The organism is Methyloceanibacter methanicus (assembly GCF_001723285.1).
GTDB lineage: Bacteria > Pseudomonadota > Alphaproteobacteria > Rhizobiales > Methyloligellaceae > Methyloceanibacter > Methyloceanibacter methanicus.
This window is the reverse complement of the sequence record NZ_LPWG01000001.1, coordinates 47,935-69,345: the sequence shown is the minus strand read 5'-3', so window position 1 is coordinate 69,345 and position 21,411 is coordinate 47,935. Positions and strand designations below refer to the sequence as shown.

25 protein-coding genes and 1 pseudogene are annotated in these 21,411 nt (G+C 64.2%); 15 read left to right on the top strand and 11 right to left on the bottom strand.

Annotation, left to right across the window (positions count from 1 at the left end; translation table 11 throughout):
• Positions 1 to 56: 56 nt before the first annotated feature.
• Positions 57 to 1,169: an ABC transporter substrate-binding protein gene (locus AUC68_RS00325; RefSeq protein ID WP_244500316.1), complete on the bottom strand. Its 1,113-nt coding sequence runs from the start codon at positions 1,167 to 1,169 to the stop codon at positions 57 to 59.
• A gap of 419 nt (positions 1,170 to 1,588) precedes the next feature.
• Here AUC68_RS00325 and AUC68_RS18850 point away from each other — a divergent pair.
• The 3 genes and pseudogenes from AUC68_RS18850 to AUC68_RS00315 form a co-directional block, all read left to right on the top strand.
• Positions 1,589 to 2,673, top strand: a pseudogene (locus AUC68_RS18850) (outer membrane protein assembly factor BamB family protein); the annotation flags it as partial.
• An 87-nt stretch (positions 2,674 to 2,760) separates the two neighbouring features.
• Positions 2,761 to 3,306, top strand: a complete 546-nt coding sequence (locus tag AUC68_RS18845) for an outer membrane protein assembly factor BamB family protein (protein WP_483127778.1) — start codon at positions 2,761 to 2,763, stop codon at positions 3,304 to 3,306.
• 96 nt (positions 3,307 to 3,402) lie between these two features.
• Positions 3,403 to 4,020, top strand: a complete 618-nt coding sequence (locus AUC68_RS00315) for a c-type cytochrome (RefSeq protein WP_244500314.1) — start codon at positions 3,403 to 3,405, stop codon at positions 4,018 to 4,020.
• A gap of 2 nt (positions 4,021 to 4,022) precedes the next feature.
• On the opposite strand, the gene AUC68_RS00310 is transcribed toward AUC68_RS00315, so the two are convergent.
• The 3 genes from AUC68_RS00310 to ampH form a co-directional block, all read right to left on the bottom strand.
• The gene (locus AUC68_RS00310; RefSeq protein WP_141701005.1) at positions 4,023 to 4,946 is read right to left on the bottom strand and encodes an ankyrin repeat domain-containing protein; all 924 of its coding nucleotides are present in this window, start codon (positions 4,944 to 4,946) and stop codon (positions 4,023 to 4,025) included.
• Between the two features lie 81 nt (positions 4,947 to 5,027).
• Positions 5,028 to 5,198: a Flp family type IVb pilin gene (locus AUC68_RS15385; RefSeq protein ID WP_083240249.1), complete on the bottom strand. Its 171-nt coding sequence runs from the start codon at positions 5,196 to 5,198 to the stop codon at positions 5,028 to 5,030.
• Positions 5,199 to 5,307: 109 nt separating this feature from the next.
• On the bottom strand, positions 5,308 to 6,477 hold the full coding sequence (ampH, locus tag AUC68_RS00305) for a D-alanyl-D-alanine-carboxypeptidase/endopeptidase AmpH (protein WP_244500313.1): 1,170 nt from the start codon (positions 6,475 to 6,477) through the stop codon (positions 5,308 to 5,310).
• A gap of 100 nt (positions 6,478 to 6,577) precedes the next feature.
• Between ampH and aroQ the strand changes: the two genes are divergently transcribed.
• Positions 6,578 to 7,126, top strand: a complete 549-nt coding sequence (gene aroQ / locus AUC68_RS00300) for a gamma subclass chorismate mutase AroQ (RefSeq protein ID WP_069435820.1) — start codon at positions 6,578 to 6,580, stop codon at positions 7,124 to 7,126.
• Between the two features lie 500 nt (positions 7,127 to 7,626).
• Here the strand turns inward: aroQ and AUC68_RS00290 are convergent, their stop codons facing one another.
• Positions 7,627 to 7,896: a DUF2853 family protein gene (locus AUC68_RS00290; protein WP_244500312.1), complete on the bottom strand. Its 270-nt coding sequence runs from the start codon at positions 7,894 to 7,896 to the stop codon at positions 7,627 to 7,629.
• A gap of 126 nt (positions 7,897 to 8,022) precedes the next feature.
• Entirely contained in the window at positions 8,023 to 8,577 is a 555-nt protein-coding gene (locus AUC68_RS00285) for a lipid-binding SYLF domain-containing protein (RefSeq protein ID WP_069435818.1), read from the bottom strand.
• A gap of 175 nt (positions 8,578 to 8,752) precedes the next feature.
• Here AUC68_RS00285 and mobA point away from each other — a divergent pair, with 175 nt between their 5' ends.
• On the top strand, positions 8,753 to 9,376 hold the full coding sequence (gene mobA, locus AUC68_RS00280; protein WP_244500311.1) for a molybdenum cofactor guanylyltransferase MobA: 624 nt from the start codon (positions 8,753 to 8,755) through the stop codon (positions 9,374 to 9,376).
• Positions 9,377 to 9,448: 72 nt separating this feature from the next.
• Here the strand turns inward: mobA and fdhD are convergent, their stop codons facing one another.
• On the bottom strand, positions 9,449 to 10,285 hold the full coding sequence (gene fdhD, locus AUC68_RS00275; RefSeq protein ID WP_069435816.1) for a formate dehydrogenase accessory sulfurtransferase FdhD: 837 nt from the start codon (positions 10,283 to 10,285) through the stop codon (positions 9,449 to 9,451).
• 232 nt (positions 10,286 to 10,517) lie between these two features.
• Here fdhD and AUC68_RS00270 point away from each other — a divergent pair, with 232 nt between their 5' ends.
• The 4 genes from AUC68_RS00270 (at position 10,518) to AUC68_RS00255 (ending at position 13,466) form a co-directional block, all read left to right on the top strand.
• Entirely contained in the window at positions 10,518 to 11,051 is a 534-nt protein-coding gene (locus AUC68_RS00270) for an HdeD family acid-resistance protein (protein WP_069435815.1), read from the top strand.
• A gap of 75 nt (positions 11,052 to 11,126) precedes the next feature.
• Complete coding sequence (locus AUC68_RS00265; protein ID WP_204376930.1) at positions 11,127 to 11,882, top strand: vWA domain-containing protein; 756 nt, start codon at positions 11,127 to 11,129, stop codon at positions 11,880 to 11,882.
• 141 nt (positions 11,883 to 12,023) lie between these two features.
• Entirely contained in the window at positions 12,024 to 12,617 is a 594-nt protein-coding gene (locus AUC68_RS00260) for a vWA domain-containing protein (RefSeq protein ID WP_158008183.1), read from the top strand.
• A 78-nt stretch (positions 12,618 to 12,695) separates the two neighbouring features.
• A complete protein-coding gene (locus AUC68_RS00255) occupies positions 12,696 to 13,466 on the top strand; it encodes a vWA domain-containing protein (RefSeq protein WP_204376929.1) in 771 nt (256 codons plus the stop codon).
• On the opposite strand, the gene AUC68_RS00250 is transcribed toward AUC68_RS00255, so the two are convergent.
• Complete coding sequence (locus AUC68_RS00250; RefSeq protein ID WP_083240246.1) at positions 13,460 to 14,617, bottom strand: exo-beta-N-acetylmuramidase NamZ family protein; 1,158 nt, start codon at positions 14,615 to 14,617, stop codon at positions 13,460 to 13,462. The genes AUC68_RS00255 and AUC68_RS00250 overlap by 7 nt on opposite strands.
• A 348-nt stretch (positions 14,618 to 14,965) precedes the next feature.
• On the opposite strand from AUC68_RS00250, the gene AUC68_RS00245 reads away from it, so the two are divergent.
• A complete protein-coding gene (locus AUC68_RS00245) occupies positions 14,966 to 15,967 on the top strand; it encodes a Gfo/Idh/MocA family protein (RefSeq protein WP_069435812.1) in 1,002 nt (333 codons plus the stop codon).
• Positions 15,968 to 15,980: 13 nt separating this feature from the next.
• Here AUC68_RS00245 and lpxB read toward each other — a convergent pair whose 3' ends face one another.
• Positions 15,981 to 17,147, bottom strand: a complete 1,167-nt coding sequence (gene lpxB, locus AUC68_RS00240) for a lipid-A-disaccharide synthase (RefSeq protein WP_069435811.1) — start codon at positions 17,145 to 17,147, stop codon at positions 15,981 to 15,983.
• Between the two features lie 368 nt (positions 17,148 to 17,515).
• Between lpxB and AUC68_RS00235 the strand changes: the two genes are divergently transcribed.
• The 4 genes from AUC68_RS00235 to AUC68_RS18475 are packed head-to-tail and all read left to right on the top strand — an operon-like array spanning position 17,516 to position 19,539.
• Positions 17,516 to 18,388 carry a xanthine dehydrogenase gene (locus AUC68_RS00235; RefSeq protein WP_069435810.1) on the top strand — a complete coding sequence of 291 codons (873 nt, stop codon included), beginning with the start codon at positions 17,516 to 17,518 and terminating at the stop codon, positions 18,386 to 18,388.
• A gap of 11 nt (positions 18,389 to 18,399) precedes the next feature.
• A complete protein-coding gene (locus tag AUC68_RS00230) occupies positions 18,400 to 18,768 on the top strand; it encodes an ArsC/Spx/MgsR family protein (RefSeq protein WP_083240244.1) in 369 nt (122 codons plus the stop codon).
• Positions 18,769 to 18,817: 49 nt separating this feature from the next.
• Positions 18,818 to 19,372, top strand: a complete 555-nt coding sequence (locus AUC68_RS00225; protein WP_069435809.1) for a DUF2478 domain-containing protein — start codon at positions 18,818 to 18,820, stop codon at positions 19,370 to 19,372.
• Complete coding sequence (locus tag AUC68_RS18475) at positions 19,369 to 19,539, top strand: hypothetical protein (RefSeq protein ID WP_425283201.1); 171 nt, start codon at positions 19,369 to 19,371, stop codon at positions 19,537 to 19,539. The genes AUC68_RS00225 and AUC68_RS18475 overlap by 4 nt, the downstream gene beginning before the upstream one ends.
• Positions 19,540 to 19,704: 165 nt before the next feature.
• Here AUC68_RS18475 and AUC68_RS00215 read toward each other — a convergent pair whose 3' ends face one another.
• Positions 19,705 to 20,217 carry a TOBE domain-containing protein gene (locus AUC68_RS00215; protein WP_083240243.1) on the bottom strand — a complete coding sequence of 171 codons (513 nt, stop codon included), beginning with the start codon at positions 20,215 to 20,217 and terminating at the stop codon, positions 19,705 to 19,707.
• Positions 20,218 to 20,249: 32 nt separating this feature from the next.
• Between AUC68_RS00215 and AUC68_RS00210 the strand changes: the two genes are divergently transcribed.
• Positions 20,250 to 20,456, top strand: a complete 207-nt coding sequence (locus AUC68_RS00210; RefSeq protein WP_069435808.1) for a TOBE domain-containing protein — start codon at positions 20,250 to 20,252, stop codon at positions 20,454 to 20,456.
• Positions 20,457 to 20,471: 15 nt separating this feature from the next.
• On the opposite strand, the gene AUC68_RS00205 is transcribed toward AUC68_RS00210, so the two are convergent.
• Positions 20,472 to 21,392 carry an aldose 1-epimerase gene (locus AUC68_RS00205; RefSeq protein WP_083240242.1) on the bottom strand — a complete coding sequence of 307 codons (921 nt, stop codon included), beginning with the start codon at positions 21,390 to 21,392 and terminating at the stop codon, positions 20,472 to 20,474.
• Between the last annotated feature and the right edge of the window lie 19 nt (positions 21,393 to 21,411).

Sequence of the window (21,411 nt, the reverse complement as noted above, 5' to 3'; positions counted from 1 at the left end):
CCCAGGACTTAAGTTTTGTCTTGCGCTTGTCTTTGTCGTTACGACTTGCTTTCGGTTTAGAATTCACACTTGGTCTCGGGCGCATCGATCCCGAGCGTGTCGACGTCTTCGTGCTCGTGCAGGAATCCGCTCTGAGGCGAGGTTGAGACCGGCAGTTCCGCCTCGGCGATAATGATGGGTTGGCGAAGCTGGCCGTCCCATTTCCGGAACGTCACCTTCTGTCCCTTGAACGCAGCAAGGTCAAAGCTGTCGCCGCGAATGTAGGCGTCGATCGGTCCGTAGTCTCCGGACTGGGTGCGCGAGGCGGCTTCGCCGACGGCGCGGACTGCGATCCACGCTTGGTGATCCAGGGGCAGCATGAAGCGGTTTGCGAAGCGCTGAAACCTGTTTTGCATCTGTGTCGCGCCCCATTGCTCATGCGCCGGATGCCAGCTCATGGCTCTGAGACCGGCCGTGCCGGCGACGGGGCGCGGGTCCCAGGTGCGAAATGGAAGATAGGGTCCGAAAACCTCGCGCTGATCCGCTACGATCAGGACGTCATAAGATGGCGCGGCCTGCGTGAAGACCGGCATCTGCTGCTGGATGCGTTGCTGGCCCGTATCGGAGCGACGCGCGCCGGGGGTCTCCTTGTACGCGCGCTCCTCGACGATCTCGGCGCCAAATCGTTTCGCTGAGCGGCGGATGGCGTCCCGGTACGCCTGGTCCTCCGGAAAGACGCCGTTGACCAAGAACCATCGCTGCCATTTCTTCCAAACCAGATATTGGGCAAGCGCGTCGGCAAGCATGGCGACATCGGGCGCCGTGTGCAGCACGTTCGCGCGGCAGTCTTCCTGCCGGAGGCCGACGTCGGCGGCGCTGATATTGAACAGCAGCACGTCTTTGCCTTCGACCGCGTCCGCAAGCGCCAGCAAGACCTCCGCCGGCGCATCGACCAGCACGAACTGATGGCCACTATCGACAAGCTTGTTGAGAGCGGCGACGGGATCGCCATCGACGGGCACGCGTTCCACGTCCAGTGCGAATTTTTGATTTGTGAACATCCCCGTCGTGTTGTTGTCGCTCAGCGCGATTTGCGCTCCCGCGATCCCTAAGTCGTCCGGTTTCACGTTCAAACGTGACAGGGGAATGAGTTCGTCGACCTCCTGTTTGAGGTAGCCGATCGGGATCAATGTAGGCTCAGGCTTGGCTTTGGGAGGGGCGGCTAGGGTGGCTGGCGGCATCAAAGCGAGCAAAGTTCCTACGCACGCGAGGATTCGCAGCCGCATCCAAAACGGCTTTGGCGGGATGCTCGCGAGCCCGCACGCGCCGTTAGACCGGACCGAATTTCTTAATCTCATTCCATAACCCACCGTGAAGCCTTGGCTCCGCCCCTCATGCCATGGTGCAAGTGTAGCCAGTTCGAGGCCTGTCGCGTAGCAAGTTCGGCGGGCAGTTATGGCAAGGAACATGCCATCTGGTAGCGTTTGCAAGAGGATAAGCAACACTGCGTTGACAAGTGCCAATCCCGCGCGCAGGCTTCGTATGTGAACCCATCTGGAGCTTCCGGCCGACAACGGCCGGTTGAAATGGGTGTCCAAGGGAGGAAAATATGGGGAGCTGTAAGACAGCCACCACGCTTGCTGGTGCGCTTGTAGTTAGTCTTGCCGGAGCCACCGCAGCGTGGCCAGGTGCTGAGACGGAAACCGTCGTAACAACGACAACCCGAGAAGCACCTGTGCCATCCGTGTCGCAGGACATGCTCAGCGGAGCGGCGGCAGACACAAAAAACAATCTTCACACCAATCTGAACTACGACCAGACCCGGTATTATCAAGGGAAGCAGATCAACAAGTCGAATGTTGGGAAGCTTCGCCCGGCCTGGATATTCCAAACCGAAGTCGTTGAATCGCTGGAAACGACACCGATTATTGTCGACGGAGTGATGTACGTCACAACGTCGTTCAACCACTCTACGCGATCGATGCGAAGACAGGCGAGCAGTTCTGGCATTACAAGCACAAAATGGGGCCCGTCACGACGTACTGTTGCGGTCCCAACAATCGCGGCGTCGCGATCTACAAAGACAAAGTCTACATGGGGACGCTCGACGCGAAGCTCGTCGCCCTGGATGCCAAGACAGGAAGCCTGATCTGGGAAACGGAGATCGCCGATCCGGAACTGGGCTATTCGGAAACCATGGCGCCGACCGTCGTCGACGGCAAGGTTCTGATCGGCACCAATGGCGGTGAGTACGGTATCCGCGGTTTCGTCCGTGCCTACGACGCCGACACGGGCGAGCTCGTCTGGAACTTCCATACGATCCCCGAGGACTCCGTCGGCGAGTGGGCGACGCATGATGCCACGGGCAAGGATATGCACCGCGACATCGAAGCCGAAAAGGCGGCGCTCGCGAAGCTGGGCGATCCCTACAAGACCCTCGGTGGTGGCGTGTGGCAGAATCCGGCCGTCGATCTCAAGACCAAGCGCATCTACTTCGTCGTCGGCAACCCGTCTCCCGATCTCGACGGCTCGATCCGTCCGGGCGACAACCTCTACACGGACTCGCTTGTGTCGGTCGATCTCAACACCGGCGAGTATGTGTGCCACTTCCAATACATCGCCCATGACGTTTGGGATCTCGACGCGGTGAGCCCGCCGATCCTGGTCGATGTCAAGGACAATGACGGCAACACGGTTCCCGGCGTCATCCATGGCGGCAAGACGGGCAACGTCTATATCCACAATCGCGATGACTGCAGCCTCATCCGCTTCTCCGAGGCGATGGTCGATCAGACCGGTATGTGGTCCCTGCCGACACCGGAAGGCACGCCGATGCTTCCCGGCGCCAATGGCGGCGTGGAATGGTCGGTGATGTCGGTCAATCCCGACCTTGGCCTGACCTACGCGGTCAACCTGCATCAGCCGATGACGTACCACGTCGAGAGCTCGCCCTATCCGGGCGGCAAGCTCTGGCTTGGTGGCGCCTTCAAGGTGATCCCGGACTCCGATCAGTTCGGCAACGTGACGGCCGTCGACTACAATACCGGCAAGATCAAGTGGCAGAAGAAGACGCCGCTGCCGATGATGGGCGGTACGCTCGCGACCGCCGGTGGGCTGGTGTTCACCGGTGAAGGCGATGGCTGGTTCCGCGCCTACGACGCTGAGAATGGCGAAGTCCTGTGGTCGTTCTTCGCCGGCGCGGGCGTCAATGCCCCGGCCACCGCTTATTCGGTGGACGGCAAGGAATACATCGTGGTCGGTGCAGGCGGTAACACCCAGATCGACTTCAAGCGGGGCAACAATATCATCGCCTTTACCGTCGATTGATAGCGGTTGCGTCGTGAACGATTAGAATGAATGAGGACGGGGCACGGCCGTGCCCCGTCCTTTTTTGCAAGTGCGCTTTTCTCAGGGGGATGCAGAATGCTTCACGTTTCGCGGCGTGCCGTTTGTGCCGCTTTTCTCATCGGTTCGACCTTGTTTGCCGGCAGCGGCAGCGCCGAAGAGTTCAATCTGGAAGAGAAGGTCAAGCTTTGCGCGACCTGTCACGGGGCGGACGGCGTGCCGATCAACAAGCAGACACCCGTGATCTGGGGGCAGAACGAAGGCTACTTCTACCTGCAGCTCCGCGATTTCAAGCGAGGAACACGCAAGAACCCGTTGATGGAGCCGATCGCGGCGCCGCTTGAGAAGAAAGACATGTACGCGCTCGCCGCATACTTCACGAAGAAGAAGTGGCCGAATCTCGGTCAGCCGCCCGCACCGGCCAGCGTCGCCGCGAAGGCCGACTCCGCAGTGCGATCCGTTGGCTGCAGAGGCTGCCACCTCGACCATTTCCAGGGTGACGGCACGACGGCCCGTCTTGCCGGCCAGTCGCGGGAGTATCTGCTGGCGACGATGCTGGCGTTCCGCGACGGTTCACGCGGCAACAATCCTGGCATGTCGAATCTCATGAGCGCCACGCCCGAGGACGATTTCGAAGCGCTGGCAGAATATCTGGCGGGGCTGCAGATCGATCAGTATCTCGGCCACGGCCGCTGAGCCTAGGGCGCGGCCGATAACGTCTCGCGCAATGCCGTCAGCGACGTGAGGTCGGCGGCCGACTTGCCTTGATCGTCACGCAGGCTCTTGTCAGCGCCACGCGCGAGCAAGAGTTCGACCGCGGCGGTGTGGTCGAGTTCGGCCGCTATCATCAGCGCCGTGCGGCCGCGATTGTCTCGGTCGTCGACATTGGCGCCGCGATCCAAGAGCAGTTTCATCACCTCCACGACGTCCAAGACACCCGCCTCGCTCGAATGACCCGCCGTCCACATCAGCGCTGTGAGATCATTGCCGTAGCGCGCATTGACGTCGACGCCGCTGTCGAGAAGAAGCCGGGTCACCGGCAGGAAGCCGCGGCCGGCCGCGTAGACGATCGCGGACTTCTTCGTCCCATCGATCCAGTTGGGATCGGCCCCCTTCTCGAGTAGATAGGCGGCGATGGGCTCGCTTCCCATATAGGCGGCGGCGACGAGCGGCGTGATGCCGCTACGGCCCGGAAGATCCACTTCCGCACCCCGCTCCACCAGCAGCTTCACGGTCTCCAACCGACCCGCTTCCGCGGACTTGTAGAGCGCGGTGGAACCGTCGAGATTTCGCGCATCGATTGGCGCACCGCTATCGAGAAAGAGTTTAACGAGCGCGACCTCACCCGACGCGGCTGCGTGGGACAGTGGTTTCGCCCCGAACCGGTCGCGAGCCTCGAGGGACGCGCCATCCTTCAGCGCAAGGGCGGCAAGCTCCTCGCATCCTTTGTCAGTCGCGGAAAAGAGGGTGTTGTTGACCTCGACCGTGCTGGCGCCACGCTCGATCTGCGCATAGCTCTGCTCAAGGTTCTGGCAGGCGCGGCGATTGGCAAAGGCGGCCTCGGGCAGGAGCATCAGAATGGGGAGGGAAGCGGCAAGAACCAAGCGAACCAAAAACAGCATTTCAATCTCCAACGGCGTCACCGCTCGAAAGTATCAGCTTTTCGCAATGTTAGGGATAGAGCGGTTGTCTGTCGTCCGGCGCTATTGCGCCTTCAGCTCGCTGGACACCTTCGAGAAGATGTTGGTCAGCGAGCAGGAGACCTGCGTCAGGGACGTGGTCATGACGATGGCGATGCCGGCGGCAAGGAGGCCGTACTCGATCGCTGTCGCGCCGGACTCGTCCCTGACGAACGCTAGGAGCAGTCTGCCCATCGCCGATGGTCTCCAAGTTGCAGGGCTCCGATTACATACCCATTCCCTTAACGCTTTCTTGAGCCTGCCGGATGATCGTCAGCATGCCACGCAATTGTGCAGGGCCCGTCTAACGCGGCGCGAGCGAGGTGATCATCTCGTTGACGACTTCGGCCATGGTCGTGGCGGCGGCGAAGTCGAACTGGTTGATGGCCACGAAGGCGGCGATGCCGCGCGTCGGCGCGAAGGCGATATAGGAGAACGTTCCCTGCAGGCCGCCGGCCTTCTGTAGGATCAGCGGGCGATCGTTCTCCGGCATCATCACCACCCAGGCGAGACTCATCGCATCCATATGGCCCGACTCGTCCATGCCCTGCACGGGATTGAGATTGTCCCGCACGAGGTACGCGGCGTGGTCGAGCATCCGGGTTTCCGCGTCCTTTTCCGCGAGGCGATCGAGATGCCATTGCATCCAGCGCAACAGGTCCTTCGGCGTCGAATACAGGCCGCCGGAACCGACAATGACCTCGCCGGTCGGAACGTCGGGCAGGGCCTTGCCGTCAAAACCGTGGCCCTGCATCAGGCGGCTCTTCTGGTCGTCGTTGAGCGTGAAGCCCGTGTCGGTCATGCCGAGCGGCCCCGTGACGTGCTCCTTCAGCAGTTCCGGGTAGGGGGTCTTGGCCGCCTCCGACAGGCCGATGGCGAGGAGATCGAAGGCGAAGTTGGAGTAGAGCACGCCCGTTCCCGGCGGATAGAGCAGGTCGTTCTCGGCCAGCCAGCCGGCGAAGGCCTCGCGCGTGATCGGCTTGAACGGATTGTCCTTGGGGCCCGGCTCATGGGGAACCTCGCGCGGGATGCCGGCGGACTGGGTGGCGATGTCGATCAGCCGGATTTTGGCGACGTTCGGATCCTTGCCCGAGCCGAGATCGGGCGCGAGCGTGCCGAGGCGCTGGGTGAGGGAGACCGTACCGTCGGCCGCGAGCGCGGCCAGCACCTGGCCCGTGAACGCCTTCGTGATCGAGCCGATCCGCATCACGGTGTCGCCGTCCGGCGCCTCGCCGCTATCCGTGGCTTCGCCGAACCCGTAGACGGCGGTCTCGCCGTTGCGGACGGCGCCGATCACGAGCCCGGGGACCTTGGTCTGAAGAAACAGGACCGTTCCGGTAAACTCGACCGTCTCCTCCAGCAGCGGGTCGGCCTGCGCGGGCGCCCCAATGACGGGGGCCGCGCAAACGCAGGCGGCGAGTCCGAGAATGACATTGCGAACACGTGGCAGCATGGAGTGTGAACGGGCGGGCATGTCTTTGAGGGCCTTTGTTGCTAAGAGGACGGCGCAAGACGGCGCGCCGTCCCTTATAGCGCCTTTGGGCGGCGTGCCGATAGGACGGAGACGGAACACAATGCGCCAGGTGGTTCTGGTCCTGCTCGCGATCCTGGCGTCGGCCAATGGTCCGGCCGGCGCCGACCCCGCCGGCGGCGTGCACGCTCTCCGCCATTTGTTGGTCGAGCGTCTGGGTCTCATGGAGCAGGTGGCCGCCCATAAATGGAACGAGCGGCTCCCGATCGACGACCCGGTCCGCGAGGCCAATGTGCTCGCGGCGGCTCTGGCGCGGTCGCGCGCCGCGGGGCTCGATGTTCGGCTGGCGCGGCGATTCATCGTGGCGCAGATGGAGGCGGCCAAGATCGTGCAGCGTTTCTATTTCGACACATGGCGGTCAGGGGGCGTCGAACGGCTCGCGGATGTCCCGGATCTCGAGGCGGACTTGCGCCCGAGGATTGGCGCGCTTTCGGCCGACTTGATCGTGTCCATGGCCGAGAACAGCCGTGAGCTCACCGGGTGCTCGGCCGTGTCCATCCTGAGGCCGATCCCGGAAACGCTCGCGAACGTACCGCGCGCCTGGGCCGTGGCCGTCGACGGCGTGCTGGGCGCGCGCGTGGATTGCCCTTAAGGGCGGTCAAGCCCCGGCGCCCGGTCACCCTTTTCTAACCATGTCGCCGTTTTCTCCAAGGTTTCGCCCTGTTTTTAGGAAAATTGATTCCTAAGTAGGGTGGAGTCCTTTGCTCGAACCATAAGATTTTGTACGACGCGATCATGAGACAGATTGCTTTATTTGTCGCCACTGGGCTCGTGGCCTTGTCCGTCGCGGGTTGCGCGGTCGAGGTGCCGATGTCGGCCTTTGGCGTGGGCCCGCTGAATCAAGAGCGGAGCGCCGTCGCCAATCCTCAACACGGTCAAGACGCCGCGCCGCGCCGTTAGGGCGTTGCCGGGCTTCGTTCGCCGGCGAGATATCGCGATAGGGCGCGCTTAGAAGGCGCGGCTCAACGGCCGGAGCATCGCTGCTCCGGGTCCGTCGTCATCGTCTGTATCCAAGAAAGACGTGCTGGCGGGATGAACGCTAGGCGAAGTCGGACAGCTTGCCGAAGTGATCGGCCAGCAGGTAGTAGACCGTCACGCGGTTCTGTTGCGCACGTCCTTCAACTTTTCGCCGATGGTCGCGATGGCGCCGTCCAGTTCGTCGTCGGACATGCTGAGGCCGAGTTTCTTCTTGAGGAACTTCTCGCGCACGCGCTCCAGCTCGGATTTGTCGGTGAAGGACACGAGCGATGCATCCCGGCTTTGCAGCGCGATACCGCAGTGACGTACGATTCCCGCGATCGCCTTATCGTCGGCGTCCGCTACGTATTTCTTGACGTCTTCGCCCCAATCTGTGTCAGCCATCCGATCCTCCCGTCATTGGTTTCACAACCTGCAAGCGTCTTATGACAGCATCCTACGTCTGTAGGGGCCGCTTATGACAAGACAATTGCAGAGCTGCGCCAGAATGTATCAACGCGTCTTGCGCGCTTAACGGTCGATCTTGGTGATTTTGGAGCCTTCGAGCGTCAGGTTGTACATGAGCCCTTTCGGATCGAGCACGAAGCCGATCACGGGCTGCGTGATCTTGTCGGTATCGATGGATCCGCCCACGCCGACCGTGATGATCGCCACCGAAGCATCCACGCCGATCTTGAAGCCCGACAGGCTGTAGAATTGATCGAGTGCGTCCTGGGTCATGAACATAATGATGACCGAGCGCTGCTGCACGCCGAGCTGAAAGCCGAACGATGCGCCGACGAGATTATAGAAGCCGGCCGGCCTTTGATCGACGATCAGCATGCCTTCGCCGTACTCCCCGCCAATGCCGAAACCGGCCTTGACGATGGAGGGAAACACCAAGATTCCCACGGCCTTGTTGGCCAGCGGCCGCGCGCCGCCGATCTGATCGACGAATCTGTGCAGCGTGTCGTTGACGTCGTCCTCGATCTCCTGGGCGGATGCGGCCACGGCGCACGACGGTTCGCAGACGGATGCGACGAGCGCGAGGAAGGCGGCAAACACACTGGTTGTCAGAATTTTCATGGCGCAGCTCCTTGAATCCCCCGAACGCCCTATACGGTCGCATTGTGGCAGACCTTCGCCCGGCATACGGCAACAATCCGCTCGAAGGTTCCGGCACGCGAGCCTGTCCGGCATTCTCTTTCAAGACGCAAACGGGACCGTGACGGCGCCCCGCCCGGCGCCCTAAAGTCCGGACATGGCTACGGACATGGAAGAGATCGCCGGGATCGTTCTTGCAGGCGGGCAATCGCGCCGGATGGGCGGTGGCGACAAGGCCCTGCTCAAGCTGGGAAAAAGGCCCGTGCTGGCCGAGGTCGTCGCGCGCCTGGCCCCGCAGGCCGGCTCTATCGTCCTGAGCGCCAATGGCGACCCGGCCCGCTTCGCCGCGTTCGGCATGCCCGTCGTGCCGGATTCCCGTGCGGAGTTCCAGGGGCCGTTGGCCGGGATCGAGGCCGGCCTGTCCTGGGTGCGGGCCGCATGTCCCGGCGTCCGCTTCGCGGTGACCGTCCCCGGCGATACGCCGTTCATTCCGCCGGACCTCGTGCAGCGGTTGGCGGAAGGCCGGGGCGATGCCCCGATGGCCGTGGCCGTCTCGACGGCAGGTCTTCATCCGGTGATCGGGCTGTGGCCGGTCGCGATGGCCGAGGGTCTGGCAGAGGCCCTGGCGCGCGGGGAACGCAGAGCCAGTGCGTTCGTGCGGGCACACGGGGCGGCGGAAGTCGCTTTCGGGCCGATCAGGATCGGGGGCGCCGCGCTGGACCCGTTCTTCAATATCAACACGCCGGAGGATCTCGACTTGGCCCGTGGCCTTTGCGAGTAAGTCTCGGCGAACGAAAACCTGGCCATGAAAGGGCCGGCCACGCTCCGTGGCGACCAGGCGAAGCTGGATGGCCTAAGCCACGTCGCTTTTCGAAGCGCCGGCGATGCGGTGCGGGTGGGTGAAGACTTCGAATCCGTCCTTGCGGGCCACGGCGGCCAAGGTCAGCCCGCAGGCCTCGGCCATGCGCACGGCGAGCGCCGTCGGCGCCGACACGGCCACGACGACGGGCGCGCCGATCATGGCCGATTTCTGCACCATTTCGATCGCCACCCGGCTGGTCAGAACGATCACGCCGTGCGCGCCGCCGCCGCCGCCGCCGTCGCGCGCCCGCGCGCCCGCCAGCTTGTCGAGGGCGTTGTGACGGCCCACGTCTTCCCTGATGGCGACAAGACCCCGCGCGGGCTCCCAGAAGCCGGCGGCATGGACTGCGCGGGTCTCGCGATTGAGCTCTTGATGGGCGGCAAGCGAGGACACGGCGGTCATGATCTCGTCGGGCGTGAAGACACGGCCCTGGCTCACGGCGGGCGGCGGGCGCATGGCTTCGATCAGGCTTTCGACACCGCAGAGGCCGCAGCCCGTGGGGCCGGCCAGCTTGCGACGGCGGCCCAGGAACTCGGCCGCGTCCTTCGCCTTGAGCCAGACGCGCAGTTCGATCCCGGCCTCTTCCTCGACCACCTCGACCGTGTCGATGGCCTCCAGGGACGGCACGATCCCCTCGGTGAGGGCAAAGCCGACCGCGAAGTCTTCCAGGTCCTGCGGCGTCGCCATCATCACCGCGTAGGAGGCCGTGTTGAACGTGAAGGCGATCGCGGTTTCTTCTGGGATCGCGCGGGTGCCGGCCGTCATGGTGGCCGATGCGGAGTCGGCGCGCCAAACCGAGCAGGGGACGCGGACGATCGGTTTCATCATGGGGCCCTCCGGGACCGGGCACCGGCTGACGGCGGCTTTCCGAGAATCACTTCTCTTAGATAAGGGAGCATATCAGCCTTCGCCACCGCATGTCGGCGCTCGATAAATGGCAGATTTCAGGGGAAACCCATCATCATCCGGTACAGCGGCAGGCAAATTGCTATAATTCTGGGCACAAGCGCGGGCGCGCCCGCGGCGAAAACAATGAGACGACATCAGGGAGGATATGACTATGGCTGCAACGACCGCCCCGAAGAGCCACTCGGATATCTGGTGGGTCTTCCTGCTCGAAGGGATCGCGTCGGTCCTGTTCGGTTTTCTGCTGATTACCCGGCCCGCGGAAACGCTGGTCGCGCTTGTCATCTTTCTCGGGCTCTATTGGTTGTTCGTGGGCGTGCTGGAATTGGTGCGGGTGTTCGTCGACGACACCGTGCCGTGGTACTGGTCGCTGATCATTGGTGTGCTCGGCATTCTCGCGGGCATCATCGTTCTGAGGCATCCGCTTTTCTCCGCCATCGTGCTGCCCACGGCCATTGTCGTGTGGCTCGGCATCCTCGGTATCGTCATCGGTATCGTCGCGATCATCGGGGCCTTCACCGGCGGTGGCGTGGGCTCCTTCATATTCGGCCTGATCAATCTGATCATCGGCGTTATCCTGCTTGGGGCGCCAATACCGGCAGCGCTGGCCGTTCCGCTCGTCTTTGGCGCGCTGTTGCTTATTCAGGGCGTGATTTTGATCTTCTACGCCTTCAAAGTCCGAGAGTAGCCCCCGCCGCGGCCGCGAATGCAGCGGCACATTGAGCGTTTCTTAGAGCGTCTTGCGGGGAGAAGGGTGGTTTGGATGACGACACCAAATAGACTTCTCCTCGCAGGATTGCTCTGGGCCATGCCGCTCGCTGTTCTCGCCGGTCCCGGCAAGGCACAAGACCAGAAGACGCCCTGCACGGAAGATGCGATGATCGTGTTCGATGCCTCCGGGTCCATGGCCGGGAACCTCGGACAGGGCATCATGACCGAGAAGCCGCGCATTCACGAAGTGCGCAAAGCCTTGGCCCGCGTTCTGCCGGGAATCACCCGCTACCGCAAAGTGGGGCTGATCACCTACGGTCCGGGCCCTTATCGTCAGTGTAACGTGCAACTCGACCTGCGGCCGATCCCCAATGCCGCCGAGCCCATCATGCGCGTGGTCACGGGGCTGAACCCTGCCGGCAAGACACCCTTGACCGAGGCGGTCGAGCAGGCCGCGGAGGTCCTCAGCGATCGCTCGCAACCGGGCATCGTCGTCCTGCTGACGGACGGCGAGGAGACATGCAACGGCGATCCGTGCGGGTTGGGGAAAACCTTCGTCGCGAACGGCGCCAATCTGACGGTCCATGTCATTGCCTTCCAGATGAAGAATTTCACGTGGATGGGCGAATCCAGCGTACTGGACGTGAAGTGTCTCGCGCAGGAAACGCACGGGCTCTACATCTCGGCGGAGAACGAAGAAGACCTGGTGAAAGCGTTCCGGCAGACGCTCGGTTGCCCGATGATGTCGGCCTTGGACGCGCAAGGTCACTTGCCCGATGACTCGAAGCTGCTAGGAATGCGCCCCTAGATTGCCGTAAAATGGCAACTTTGAGGGAATGGGGTAGCATTCATGCTTGCCAAGTCTGCGTTGGGTTGGTTCAGGCGTTGCGGCCTGGCGCTGATGGCTGTTTGCGTGTGGCCGGCGCATGGTTTTGCGGTTGAGTCGGCCGTGCCATGCACCGAAGACGCGATGATCGTCTTCGATGCCTCCGGTTCGATGGCCGGCAGCCTGGCCGAGGGGATCGGCGCCAAGATCCGCCGCATCGACGAGGTCCGCAAGGCCCTGGCCCAGGCGCTGCCGCGCGTCACGCATTTCCGCAAGATCGGGCTCATCACCTACGGCCCCGGGCCCTACCAGCAATGCAACGTCACTCTCGATTTACGGCCGACCGCCGATGCCGCCCAGCCCATCTTGCAGACAGTCGGCGGGCTCAACCCCTCTGGCAAGACGCCGTTGACGGAGGCCGTCGAGCAGGCGGCCGAGGTTCTCGACTACAAGGCCAAGCCCGGCATCGTGGTGGTTCTGACCGATGGCGAGGAGACGTGCGGCGGCGCGCCGTGCGACCTTGGCGAGAAACTCAATAGGGAAGGCACGCGGCTGACGGTCCACGTGATCGGCTTTCGCATGACGGCGTTTTGGACCGGGGCCCAGAGCGCACTGGACGTCCAGTGTTTGGCCAAGGAGACGGGCGGGCTCTACATCGCCACGAACAGCCAGGATGAACTTGTCCGCGCGTCGAGAAGACGCTCGGGTGCCCCATGATGTCGGCCTGGGATCCGTCCGACCTCGAGCGGCACTATTCATCAAGCATGGCCCCGCGTCCTTAGCTAAGAATAGGCGATGATCGTTCGGCCCGCGTCCACCTTGAGAAACGCTGCGCGCTGTGGCGTGAAGCGCGTTTTCGATGTGCTCGCGTGTACCGTTCTGGTGCTTTGTGGCGCTCTGTCCGGGGCGGCGCCTGCTCTTGCGGCCGAGAGGCCCAGCCCCTGTACCGAAGACGCGATGATCGTCTTCGATGCCTCCGGATCCATGGCGGGGAATCTGGATCCGTTCTCGACGGTTGTGCAGTTGCGCATCGACGAAGTGCGCAAGGCACTGCGCCGTGTCCTGCCCCGGGCGCAACAGAACCGGAAGATCGGTTTGGTGACCTACGGTGCCGGCGCCTACAATCAATGCAACGTGTCGCTGGACCTGCGGCCGACACCAAACGCGGCGGAGCCGATCATGCGCGTCGTCGATGGCCTCCGTCCCGCGGGCAAGACGCCGCTGACGCAGGCGATCGAACAGGCCGCAGAGGTGCTGGACTACCGCAACAAGCCTGGCGTTATCGTCGTCCTGACCGATGGCCAGGAGACATGCGACGGGCATCCTTGCGAGCTGGGCAAGAGATTGGGCTCAGAGGCGCCCAACCTGACCGTCAACGTGATCGGCTTTCGGTTGCAGTCCGACTCGTGGCTCGGTGCGCAGAGCTATCTCGACGCGAAGTGTCTCGCCGAAGAGACGGGCGGAACGTATCTGAACGTGCACGGCGAGGACGATCTCGTCAAAGCGTTCGAGCAGACGCTGGGGTGCCCCATGATGTCGGCCTGGGATGGGCGTGTGCCTCAGTAGAGCAGGTAGGGCGCTCTCAGCGCTTCGAAGTCGGCGACGCCTTTCGTCCAGCTCGCCGCGATTTCGGCGACCGGAACCTGCGCTTCGACCTGTTCGCGCAGCTGGGGCGAGCCGGCGAGAATGTCGATCGGCATCTTTTCGTGCTCATACTCGTACGGCCCTTCGCGCCATTGGAACTGGTCCGGTGCCAGGCCAATGCATTCGCGGATCAGCGCGGCGCCCGCAATGACGGGTGCGAAGGTTTCGCGCGCGGTGACATGCAGCTGACAGCCGCCGCACGGCGTCTTGGCGTGCTTCTGGAACGTGGGCTCGAACACGGCCGGCCGGAAATAGACGCCTTGGAGCCCGTGCGCGTTCATGCGCATAGCGAGGGCGTCGGCATCGAGATAGGGCGCGCCGATCAGCTCGAAGGGCCGTGTCGTGCCGCGTCCCTCCGAGACCATCGTGCCCTCGAACAGGACGGTTCCGGGATAGACGATTGCCGTATCCAGGGTCGGCATGTTGGGGGAGGGCATGATCCACGGCATGCCGGTCTCGTCGAAATACTGCGCGCGCGACCAGCCCTCCATGGTCACGATCTCGAGCGGCGCGCCGATTCCGAAATGCTCGTTGAAGAGCTTTGCGAGCTCGGCCACGGTCATGCCGTGGCGCATGGGAATGGGATACTGGCCGACAAAGGACTCGTAGCCCGGTTCCAGCATCGGCCCTTCGACCTGCAGGCCCCCGATGGGATTGGGACGGTCGCACACGATCACCGGCGTGCCGGTCTTGGCGGCGGCCTGCAGGCAGTTCGCCATCGTGTAGATGAAGGTGTAGATGCGCGCGCCGACGTCCTGGAGATCGATCACGAGGACGTCGATCGGATCGAACATCTCCTTGGTCGGCTCGCGGGTCTCGCTGTAGAGCGAGAAGATCGGGACGCCCCGTTTGGGGTCCGTCGCATGGGGCGTCTCGATCATGTTGTCCTGAAGATCGGAATTGAAGCCGTGCTGAGGACCGAAGATCGCCGCGAGCTTGATGTCGGCCGCGGCCGCGAGCCGGTCGACGATATGGCGGTAGTCGCGGTCGACCGAGGCCGGGTTGGCCAAGATCCCGACATTCAGTCCCTTGAGCCGGTTCGAGGCGAGCAAGCGTTCGGAGCCGAGCAGCATGGACTAGAGCCCTCCGCGGGGGCCGTGACACCGTCGCCGGGACGCAAGCCGGGCAGACGCATCGAGAATCGAGTGGTGCGGCATTCTGTTCTCCCTCGCTGGCCGGCCGGGTCTCGCGGCCAGGCCCTGCTTATCGCCAAGCGCCGCCAAGGACTTAACCGGAGTCGCCCAAACTTTCCACGGCACAATTTCCGCCCGCCCCGCTGAGGCCGCCGTCTAGGGGCTGGCGAAGGGGCCAATTTTGCGACAAAAAGCCCGGCAAGGAACATCCTCACAAGAGGGGCAGCGGGCCCGGCAGGGTCGTGACCCCGCCCGGGGCGGGCGGACAGTATCAAAAGGAAGATGGGAATGGCGGATCAGATTCGCACCGCGGTCGTGGGCACGGGGTATTTCGGGCGGTTCCACGCCAATCACTACACGAAGAACGCCGATGCGAAGCTGGTCGCCGTGGTCGATGCCGATCCCGAACGCGCCAAGGCCATGGCCGAGGAGTTCGGCGCCGAGCCCCTGACGGACCACCGGGACATCTACGGCAAGGTCGACGCGGTGAGTGTCGCCGTGCCGACGCCGTTCCATTTCGATGTGGCGCGCGATCTGATCGATGCGGGGCTCCACGTCAATATCGAGAAGCCGATCACCGAGACGGTCGAGCAGGCGCAGATCCTGACGAAGCTTGCGGAGGAACGCGGCACCGTGCTCCAGGTGGGCCATATCGAGCGCTACTCGGCCGCCTATCGGGTCATCTCGGAAAAGATCGATTTGCCGCTCTATCTCGAGAGCTACCGCATCGCGCCGTGGAAGGCGCGCGGGGTGGACGTGGACGTCATCCTCGATCTCATGATCCACGACATCGACATGATCATCGGCCTGGTCGGCTCGCCTGTGTCGAGCGTGGACGCGGTCGGCACCGGCGTGATGGGCCGCAAGGTCGACATCGCCAATGCGCGGATCAATTTCGAGTCCGGCTGCGTGGCGAATGTCACGACGAGCCGCATCAGCTACAAGACCGAGCGTCGTCTGCGCGTGTTCTCGCACAGCCAGTACCTCAATTGCGATTTGGGGGAGCGCAAGATCTTCGGCTACAGCCTCCGCGGCGATCCCATGACGGAGGGGCTGGCGGCCATCGCCACCGATACCGTCGACATCCCGCAGGAGGACAGTCTCGGCAACGAGATCGCCTCGTTCCTCGATTGCGTCAGGACCGGCAAGAAGCCGTTCGTCGACGGCTATGCGGGCTCGGAAGCCTTGCGGGTCGCGGTGATGATCAACGAAAGCATCGATGCGCAGCTGAAGAAGGTGCAAGCCTGGCTTACGCCCGGTTCGCCCGTCACGGTGACCGCAAAGGCTTAAGCGCCGCGCGCGGTCAGGTTTCCCGCGTCCCGATCAGGTCGAGCACGAGCTGCGCGGCGCGCCGGCTCGGCGGCGGATCCGCGTCGCCAAGGACGTGCAGCACCTCTTCGAAGCCTTCCTGTTGCGCCGCCCGCGCCTCGGCCGATCCGAGCAGGTGTCCGACCGCGTCGGCCACGGCTTCGGGCGTGCAGGCCTCCTGGATGAGTTCCGGCACAACGTCGCGGTCGGCGAGGAGGTTCACGAGCGAGGCGTATTTCACGGCGATCGGCATGCGCCGCACGATGAACGCGGTGAGAGCGCTCACCTTGTAGCCGACGGCCATGGGGACGCGCGCAAGGCCGAGTTCCAGGGTGACCGTGCCCGACTTCGCCATGGCCACGTCGGACGCCGCGAACGCATGAAACCGTTCGGCGGGGTCCGTCACGCGCACGACCGGCAGCGGCCAGTCCTTCGTCTGCGCTTCCACCAGGTCGGCGACGTTGGGCGCCACGGGGATCACGATTTGAAGATCGCGATAGCGCTCCGACAGGCGGCCTACGGCCTCGGCGAACACCGGCAGCATGCGCCGCACTTCGCTCGTGCGGCTGCCCGGGACGACGCACAGGATTCTGCGCGTCATCGGCGATGCATGGGCTTTGCGGAAGGACTTGCCGTCGCCGGCCAGCGCCGACTCGATGGCCGGGTGGCCCACGTAAGTCGTCGGCAGTCCGTGCTCGGCAAAGAAAGGGACTTCGAACGGCAGCAGCGCCATGAGATGGTCGACGCGTTTGCCAAGGGTCTTGGCGCGGCCCGCGCGCCAGGCCCAGGCCTGCGGCGCCACGTAATGGACGATGGGAATGCCGGACCCGCGCAGCTTGTTGGCGACCCGTAAGGTGAAACTCGGCGCATCGACCGTCACCACGATGTCGGGCCGCATCTCGCGGATGGTCGCGGCGGTCTGGTTGATCCGTTTCACGAGGCGCGGCAGGTGCGGCAGAACCTCAGCGATGCCGATCAGGGCCAGCTCGCGCATGGGGAACAGGCTTTTCAGCCCCTGAGCTTCGCTCTGCGGGCCGCCGATGCCGGCGATCCGGATGCGGCCGTCCGTCAGCTCCCGCAAGGCGCCGATTAGCCGCCCGGCGAGATTGTCGCCGGACGGTTCGCCCGCGATGATGAAGATCAGCGGCTCCCGCCGGCTCATCGTGCGCTTCTCCCCACTCTCATGCCGGGTAGGACTTAGGCTAGGACCGCCGCGCGGCGCTAGGGGTTTTCGTCACAAACTTCGTCAATGGGCCCTTCCATGGGCCGTTCCATGGGCCCTTCCATGGGCCGAGATTCTCGGCGCGCCCCGTCCCGGGAGCCCGATTTGTTGTATTCGCGACAATATAGGTTCTCTCGTAAGGGCCGGGTTTGTTGTATCCCCGACAATATAGCAGGGGCGTTCGTGCGAGGGCACAGGCCGGTCTGGCGCCTGTCGTACAAATGACTGAAATTACGGTATTTTTTAGGGGGCGCTTGGGTTGGCCTGCAGCTTGCTACGAGGACCGTGAACCGAACCACGCCACGCCCATGAACCGCAATCGTCAATCTCCCGTCCCGTCAGCGCGCCAGCCCCTCGCCGTGGTGCTCGGCACCAACGAGATCGCTTCGGCCGTGGCCGTCCATCTCAAGGGCGGCGGCTTTTCCGTCGTGCTGAGCCACGATCCGTTTCCGCCGGTCATCCGGCGCGCGATGGCGTTTCACGACGCGCTCTATGGCGACCCGGCGGTGCTGGCGCTCCTTCATGGCGAGCTTGCGGAGACGGGGCCCGAGCTTGCGGTGGTCTCGGAAAAACCGGATCGCATCGCCGTGTCGCCGCTCCATCTCAGCGAGATTCTCGCTTGGCGCACGCCGCAGGTCTTGATCGATGCGCGGATGCAAAAGCACCGCGTGACGCCGGACTTACGCGGGATCGTGCGGCTGACGGTCGGTCTCGGACCCAATTTCGCGGTCGGGCGCAATTGCGACGTGGCGATCGAAACCCGGCCCCGGAAAGCGGGCGGCATTGTGGTTCGCGGGCGCACCGACGCTGCGGACGGCGTCCCGCCTGCTCTCGGCGGCGTGGGCAAGGAACGGTTCGCCTATGCCGAGACCGACGGGCTCTGGCACACACCCATCGAGATCGGCATGCGCATCTACAAGGACTTCGTCGTCGGACATCTGGGACGCTGTGCGGTGCGCGCGCCGATCGACGGTCACGTGCGGGGCATCGTCCGCGATTCGGTCAAGGTCGAGGCGGGCGGCAAGCTGCTCGAAATCGATCCACGCGGGCGCAAAGCGGTGTGGACGGGCATGGACGACCGGGGCCGCGCCATCGCCCGCGCCACGATGAAGGCGATCCGGCTCTATGCCGGGGAGCGCGCGAACGCACGCGAGGCGGCCGAGCCGCGGGCACGAACCTAAGGAGGCCGGCGATGGCGAAGGTGATCTTCTACGAAAAACCGGGTTGCGGGGGAAACGCGCGGCAAAAGGCGCTGCTCCTCTCGTCGGGCCACGAGCTCGAGGTGCGCGACCTGCTCACGGAGCCCTGGACGCCCGAGCGTTTGCGTCCGTTCTTCGGGAACCGGCCAGTCGCCGGCTGGTTCAATGCCTCGGCGCCGGCCATCAAGTCCGGCGAGATCGACCCGGAGACGCTGACGCCCCAGCAGGCGATCGCCCTGATGCTGGCCCAGCCGATCCTGATCCGTCGACCCTTGATGCAAGTGGCGGAGCGGCGCGAAGCCGGTTTCGACGCTGAACTTGTCGATGCTTGGATCGGTCTCGAAAGACCGCCACGCCTGTGACCGACGCCTGTCCGAAAGACGCCGCTACGGCCGACCGGGAGGTGCCGTGATGGCGAGAATCGCCGCACTGCGCGGGTCGTCGTCGGCCCATCAGGCGCTGCTCGCCGCGTTCGCGCGTCAGGTCAGCCACAAGGGCTATCGCGTGGCGGGACTGGTGCAGATCGCCAAGCCGTGTCCGAGCGGGTGCGCCGGCCTCGCCCTGCAAGACCTCTCGACTGGCGACATTGTCCCGATCTCGCAAGATCTCGGCCCGGGATCGAGCGCGTGCAATCTCGATTCGGCCGCGCTCGCCGATGCCTGCGGGCGCGTGGAACGAGCGATCGCCTGCGGCGCCGATCTCGTGATCCTGAGCAAGTTCGGCAAGCTCGAGATCGCGCGCCACGGCCTTGCCGATGCGTTTCGCGCGGCGCTGCTGGCCGGCGCCCCCGTCGCCACGTCGATCGCTGCCGAGGCGTTTTCCGCCTGGCAGATCTTCGCCGGGCCGCTCGCGGACTTCGTCCCCGCCGATGTGGACAGCCTCGATGCGTGGTGGGCGGCCGCGCGGGATTTGTCCGGACCGGAAGCGTTGGCGGACTCGATGAGCGGCGAGGGAGGCCTGGCGTGATGGGACGTAAAGCACCGGACGCGACGCAGTTGGAGCTCACCATCCGCTTCGCCAATGGCGGAACCGTCACGGCGGAGGATATCGATCTCATCGAAGCCGTCCGCCGGGCGCGCTCGATCCTCGCGGCGAGCAAGGCAACGGGCGTGCCTACCGGAAATGCTGGCTGACGGTGGATGCGCTCAACCGCTGCTTCGAGACGCCCGTGTTCGAGACGTTTCCGGGACGGCGCGGCGGCGGCACGGCGCTCACGGATTTCGGTGCCCGGCTTGTGGCGCTTTACCGGTCCGTCGAGAGGCGCGCGGGGAACGCCGCGGCGCCCGCCCTCGCCGAGCTCACGTCGGCTCTCGATCCGGACTATCGGTCCCGCGCCACGTCCGGGGCCGAGGCAGGTCGTGCGGCTCAACCGCGTCCTTCCCGATGGCAACGGTCTTGATCATGGCCCAGGCATTGAGATGCGGCTCCAGACCGAGCCGCTCAACGGATTCGCTGGTGACCAAAACATCGAGCACGGTCGAGCCGAGATTGAACCCAATCCGGACGAACGGAAGCGCCAGCGGTTCGAGCGCCACGATCGTGCCTGGCAGACGATTGGTGATGGAGACGTCCATGGGCCGGGACAAGGCGATGGAGACGTCGCGCGCGCAGATCGTCACGCGCACCCCTGAACCGGCCGGTGCGTCGACCAGGGGAACCCGCAACTCTCCGTCACCGAAGAAAAGCGTCGAGAGGCCGTATCGCGTGTCGTGGCGCAGGACGCGCGCCACAAGGGTCGTCGACAAGGCCGGCGGCGTCCCCGGCGCTTCAGCAACGTCCGCCGTGCCTGGGGTCTCGGTGACGTGAGTCATGACATGTTTATTACCACCAAGGAGCACACAGCATGAAGATATCTGCACGCAACGCGATTTCCGGCAAGGTCGTCGAGATCAAGACGGGAGCCACCACCGCGCATGTGCGCATTGACGTCGGGGGCACCGTCGTGACCGCCTCCATCACCAACGAAGCGGTGGAAGATCTCGCCTTGGAGGTGGGCGACGACGTTCGCGCCATCATCAAGGCGTCCGATGTGATGGTCGCGAAGGGCTGAGGCGAAGGCCGGGTCTCAATCGACGCAGATACGGAATGTCGCGCCGAACGTATCGCCAGGAGACACCAGCCGCAGCCCGTCTCGGCTGATGAGCGCGTTGGCCGGCGCGGTCATGGGCTCGAAGGCGATGTAGTTCTGGTCGTGCGGCGCATAGACCTGCGCGTGGGTGTAGCCCTCCAGCAGGTCGACGGAGATTTGGTGTCCGCCATAGCCGATCGAGAGCGTGGCGCTGGGCTCCAGCAAGGCAAAGCCGTCGTCGAAGCTTCGTGTACGGAGCAGATCGTCTAGTCCCGGAAATGGAACCGACGTGCCGGTCGGGATCTGCCGCGCATCCAGCGTGAGGTGGCGCATCCGTGGAAGGCGGATGCGCCAGTCCGCACGATCCGCGTCGAACCCGAAATAGGGATGGAAGCCGAAGCTCACCGGCACATCGATATCGCCCGTCGCGGACAGGGCCGTCTCGATCGTCAGGCTGCCCGGCTCGAGACTGGCGCTCATGGACAGCAGGCACGGATAGGGGAACACCGCGAGGCCTTGCGGGTGAGACCAGTTCAACCGGGCCGACACCGTCGAGTCCGACGTGCCGATGACCTCCCAGCTGAGATGGGGCCACATCAGCCCGTGCATAGGCAGGCCGTTCTCGTCGTAGCGCAGCACGAGGGATTGCGGCGGCAAGGTCACGCCCCTCCCGGCGACCTCGTAGCGGAAATCTGCGAGCCGGTTGGCGAAGGGAAACAGAAACGGGATCCCGACCGTTCGGTTGGCCGCCGCGGCGACGATGAGGTTGTCGATCCGCCGCAACGCCTCGATTCCGTCCCTCTTGAGGGAAATGCCGATCATCCCGTAGCCGGGCAGGAAAATGGCCTCGGTGTCGCCCGCAACGATGCGCGTGGCGTTGGGATCGCCGAGCAGGTTCGGAACGGGTCTCTGCGTCACGTGCGCCTCCTTCCGCGTG

Coding starts and splice junctions, on each gene's coding strand:
- AUC68_RS18845 (WP_483127778.1), top strand. CDS start 2,761: ATGGTCGATCAGACCGGTATGTGGTCCCTGCCGACACCGGAAGGCACG.
- AUC68_RS00315 (WP_244500314.1), top strand. CDS start 3,403: ATGCTTCACGTTTCGCGGCGTGCCGTTTGTGCCGCTTTTCTCATCGGT.
- AUC68_RS00310 (WP_141701005.1), bottom strand. CDS start 4,946: ATGCTGTTTTTGGTTCGCTTGGTTCTTGCCGCTTCCCTCCCCATTCTG.
- AUC68_RS15385 (WP_083240249.1), bottom strand. CDS start 5,198: ATGGGCAGACTGCTCCTAGCGTTCGTCAGGGACGAGTCCGGCGCGACA.
- ampH (WP_244500313.1), bottom strand. CDS start 6,477: ATGCCCGCCCGTTCACACTCCATGCTGCCACGTGTTCGCAATGTCATT.
- aroQ (WP_069435820.1), top strand. CDS start 6,578: ATGCGCCAGGTGGTTCTGGTCCTGCTCGCGATCCTGGCGTCGGCCAAT.
- AUC68_RS00290 (WP_244500312.1), bottom strand. CDS start 7,896: ATGGCTGACACAGATTGGGGCGAAGACGTCAAGAAATACGTAGCGGAC.
- AUC68_RS00285 (WP_069435818.1), bottom strand. CDS start 8,577: ATGAAAATTCTGACAACCAGTGTGTTTGCCGCCTTCCTCGCGCTCGTC.
- mobA (WP_244500311.1), top strand. CDS start 8,753: ATGGCTACGGACATGGAAGAGATCGCCGGGATCGTTCTTGCAGGCGGG.
- fdhD (WP_069435816.1), bottom strand. CDS start 10,285: ATGATGAAACCGATCGTCCGCGTCCCCTGCTCGGTTTGGCGCGCCGAC.
- AUC68_RS00270 (WP_069435815.1), top strand. CDS start 10,518: ATGGCTGCAACGACCGCCCCGAAGAGCCACTCGGATATCTGGTGGGTC.
- AUC68_RS00265 (WP_204376930.1), top strand. CDS start 11,127: ATGACGACACCAAATAGACTTCTCCTCGCAGGATTGCTCTGGGCCATG.
- AUC68_RS00255 (WP_204376929.1), top strand. CDS start 12,696: ATGATCGTTCGGCCCGCGTCCACCTTGAGAAACGCTGCGCGCTGTGGC.
- AUC68_RS00250 (WP_083240246.1), bottom strand. CDS start 14,617: ATGCTGCTCGGCTCCGAACGCTTGCTCGCCTCGAACCGGCTCAAGGGA.
- AUC68_RS00245 (WP_069435812.1), top strand. CDS start 14,966: ATGGCGGATCAGATTCGCACCGCGGTCGTGGGCACGGGGTATTTCGGG.
- lpxB (WP_069435811.1), bottom strand. CDS start 17,147: ATGAGCCGGCGGGAGCCGCTGATCTTCATCATCGCGGGCGAACCGTCC.
- AUC68_RS00235 (WP_069435810.1), top strand. CDS start 17,516: ATGAACCGCAATCGTCAATCTCCCGTCCCGTCAGCGCGCCAGCCCCTC.
- AUC68_RS00230 (WP_083240244.1), top strand. CDS start 18,400: ATGGCGAAGGTGATCTTCTACGAAAAACCGGGTTGCGGGGGAAACGCG.
- AUC68_RS00225 (WP_069435809.1), top strand. CDS start 18,818: ATGGCGAGAATCGCCGCACTGCGCGGGTCGTCGTCGGCCCATCAGGCG.
- AUC68_RS00215 (WP_083240243.1), bottom strand. CDS start 20,217: ATGACTCACGTCACCGAGACCCCAGGCACGGCGGACGTTGCTGAAGCG.
- AUC68_RS00210 (WP_069435808.1), top strand. CDS start 20,250: ATGAAGATATCTGCACGCAACGCGATTTCCGGCAAGGTCGTCGAGATC.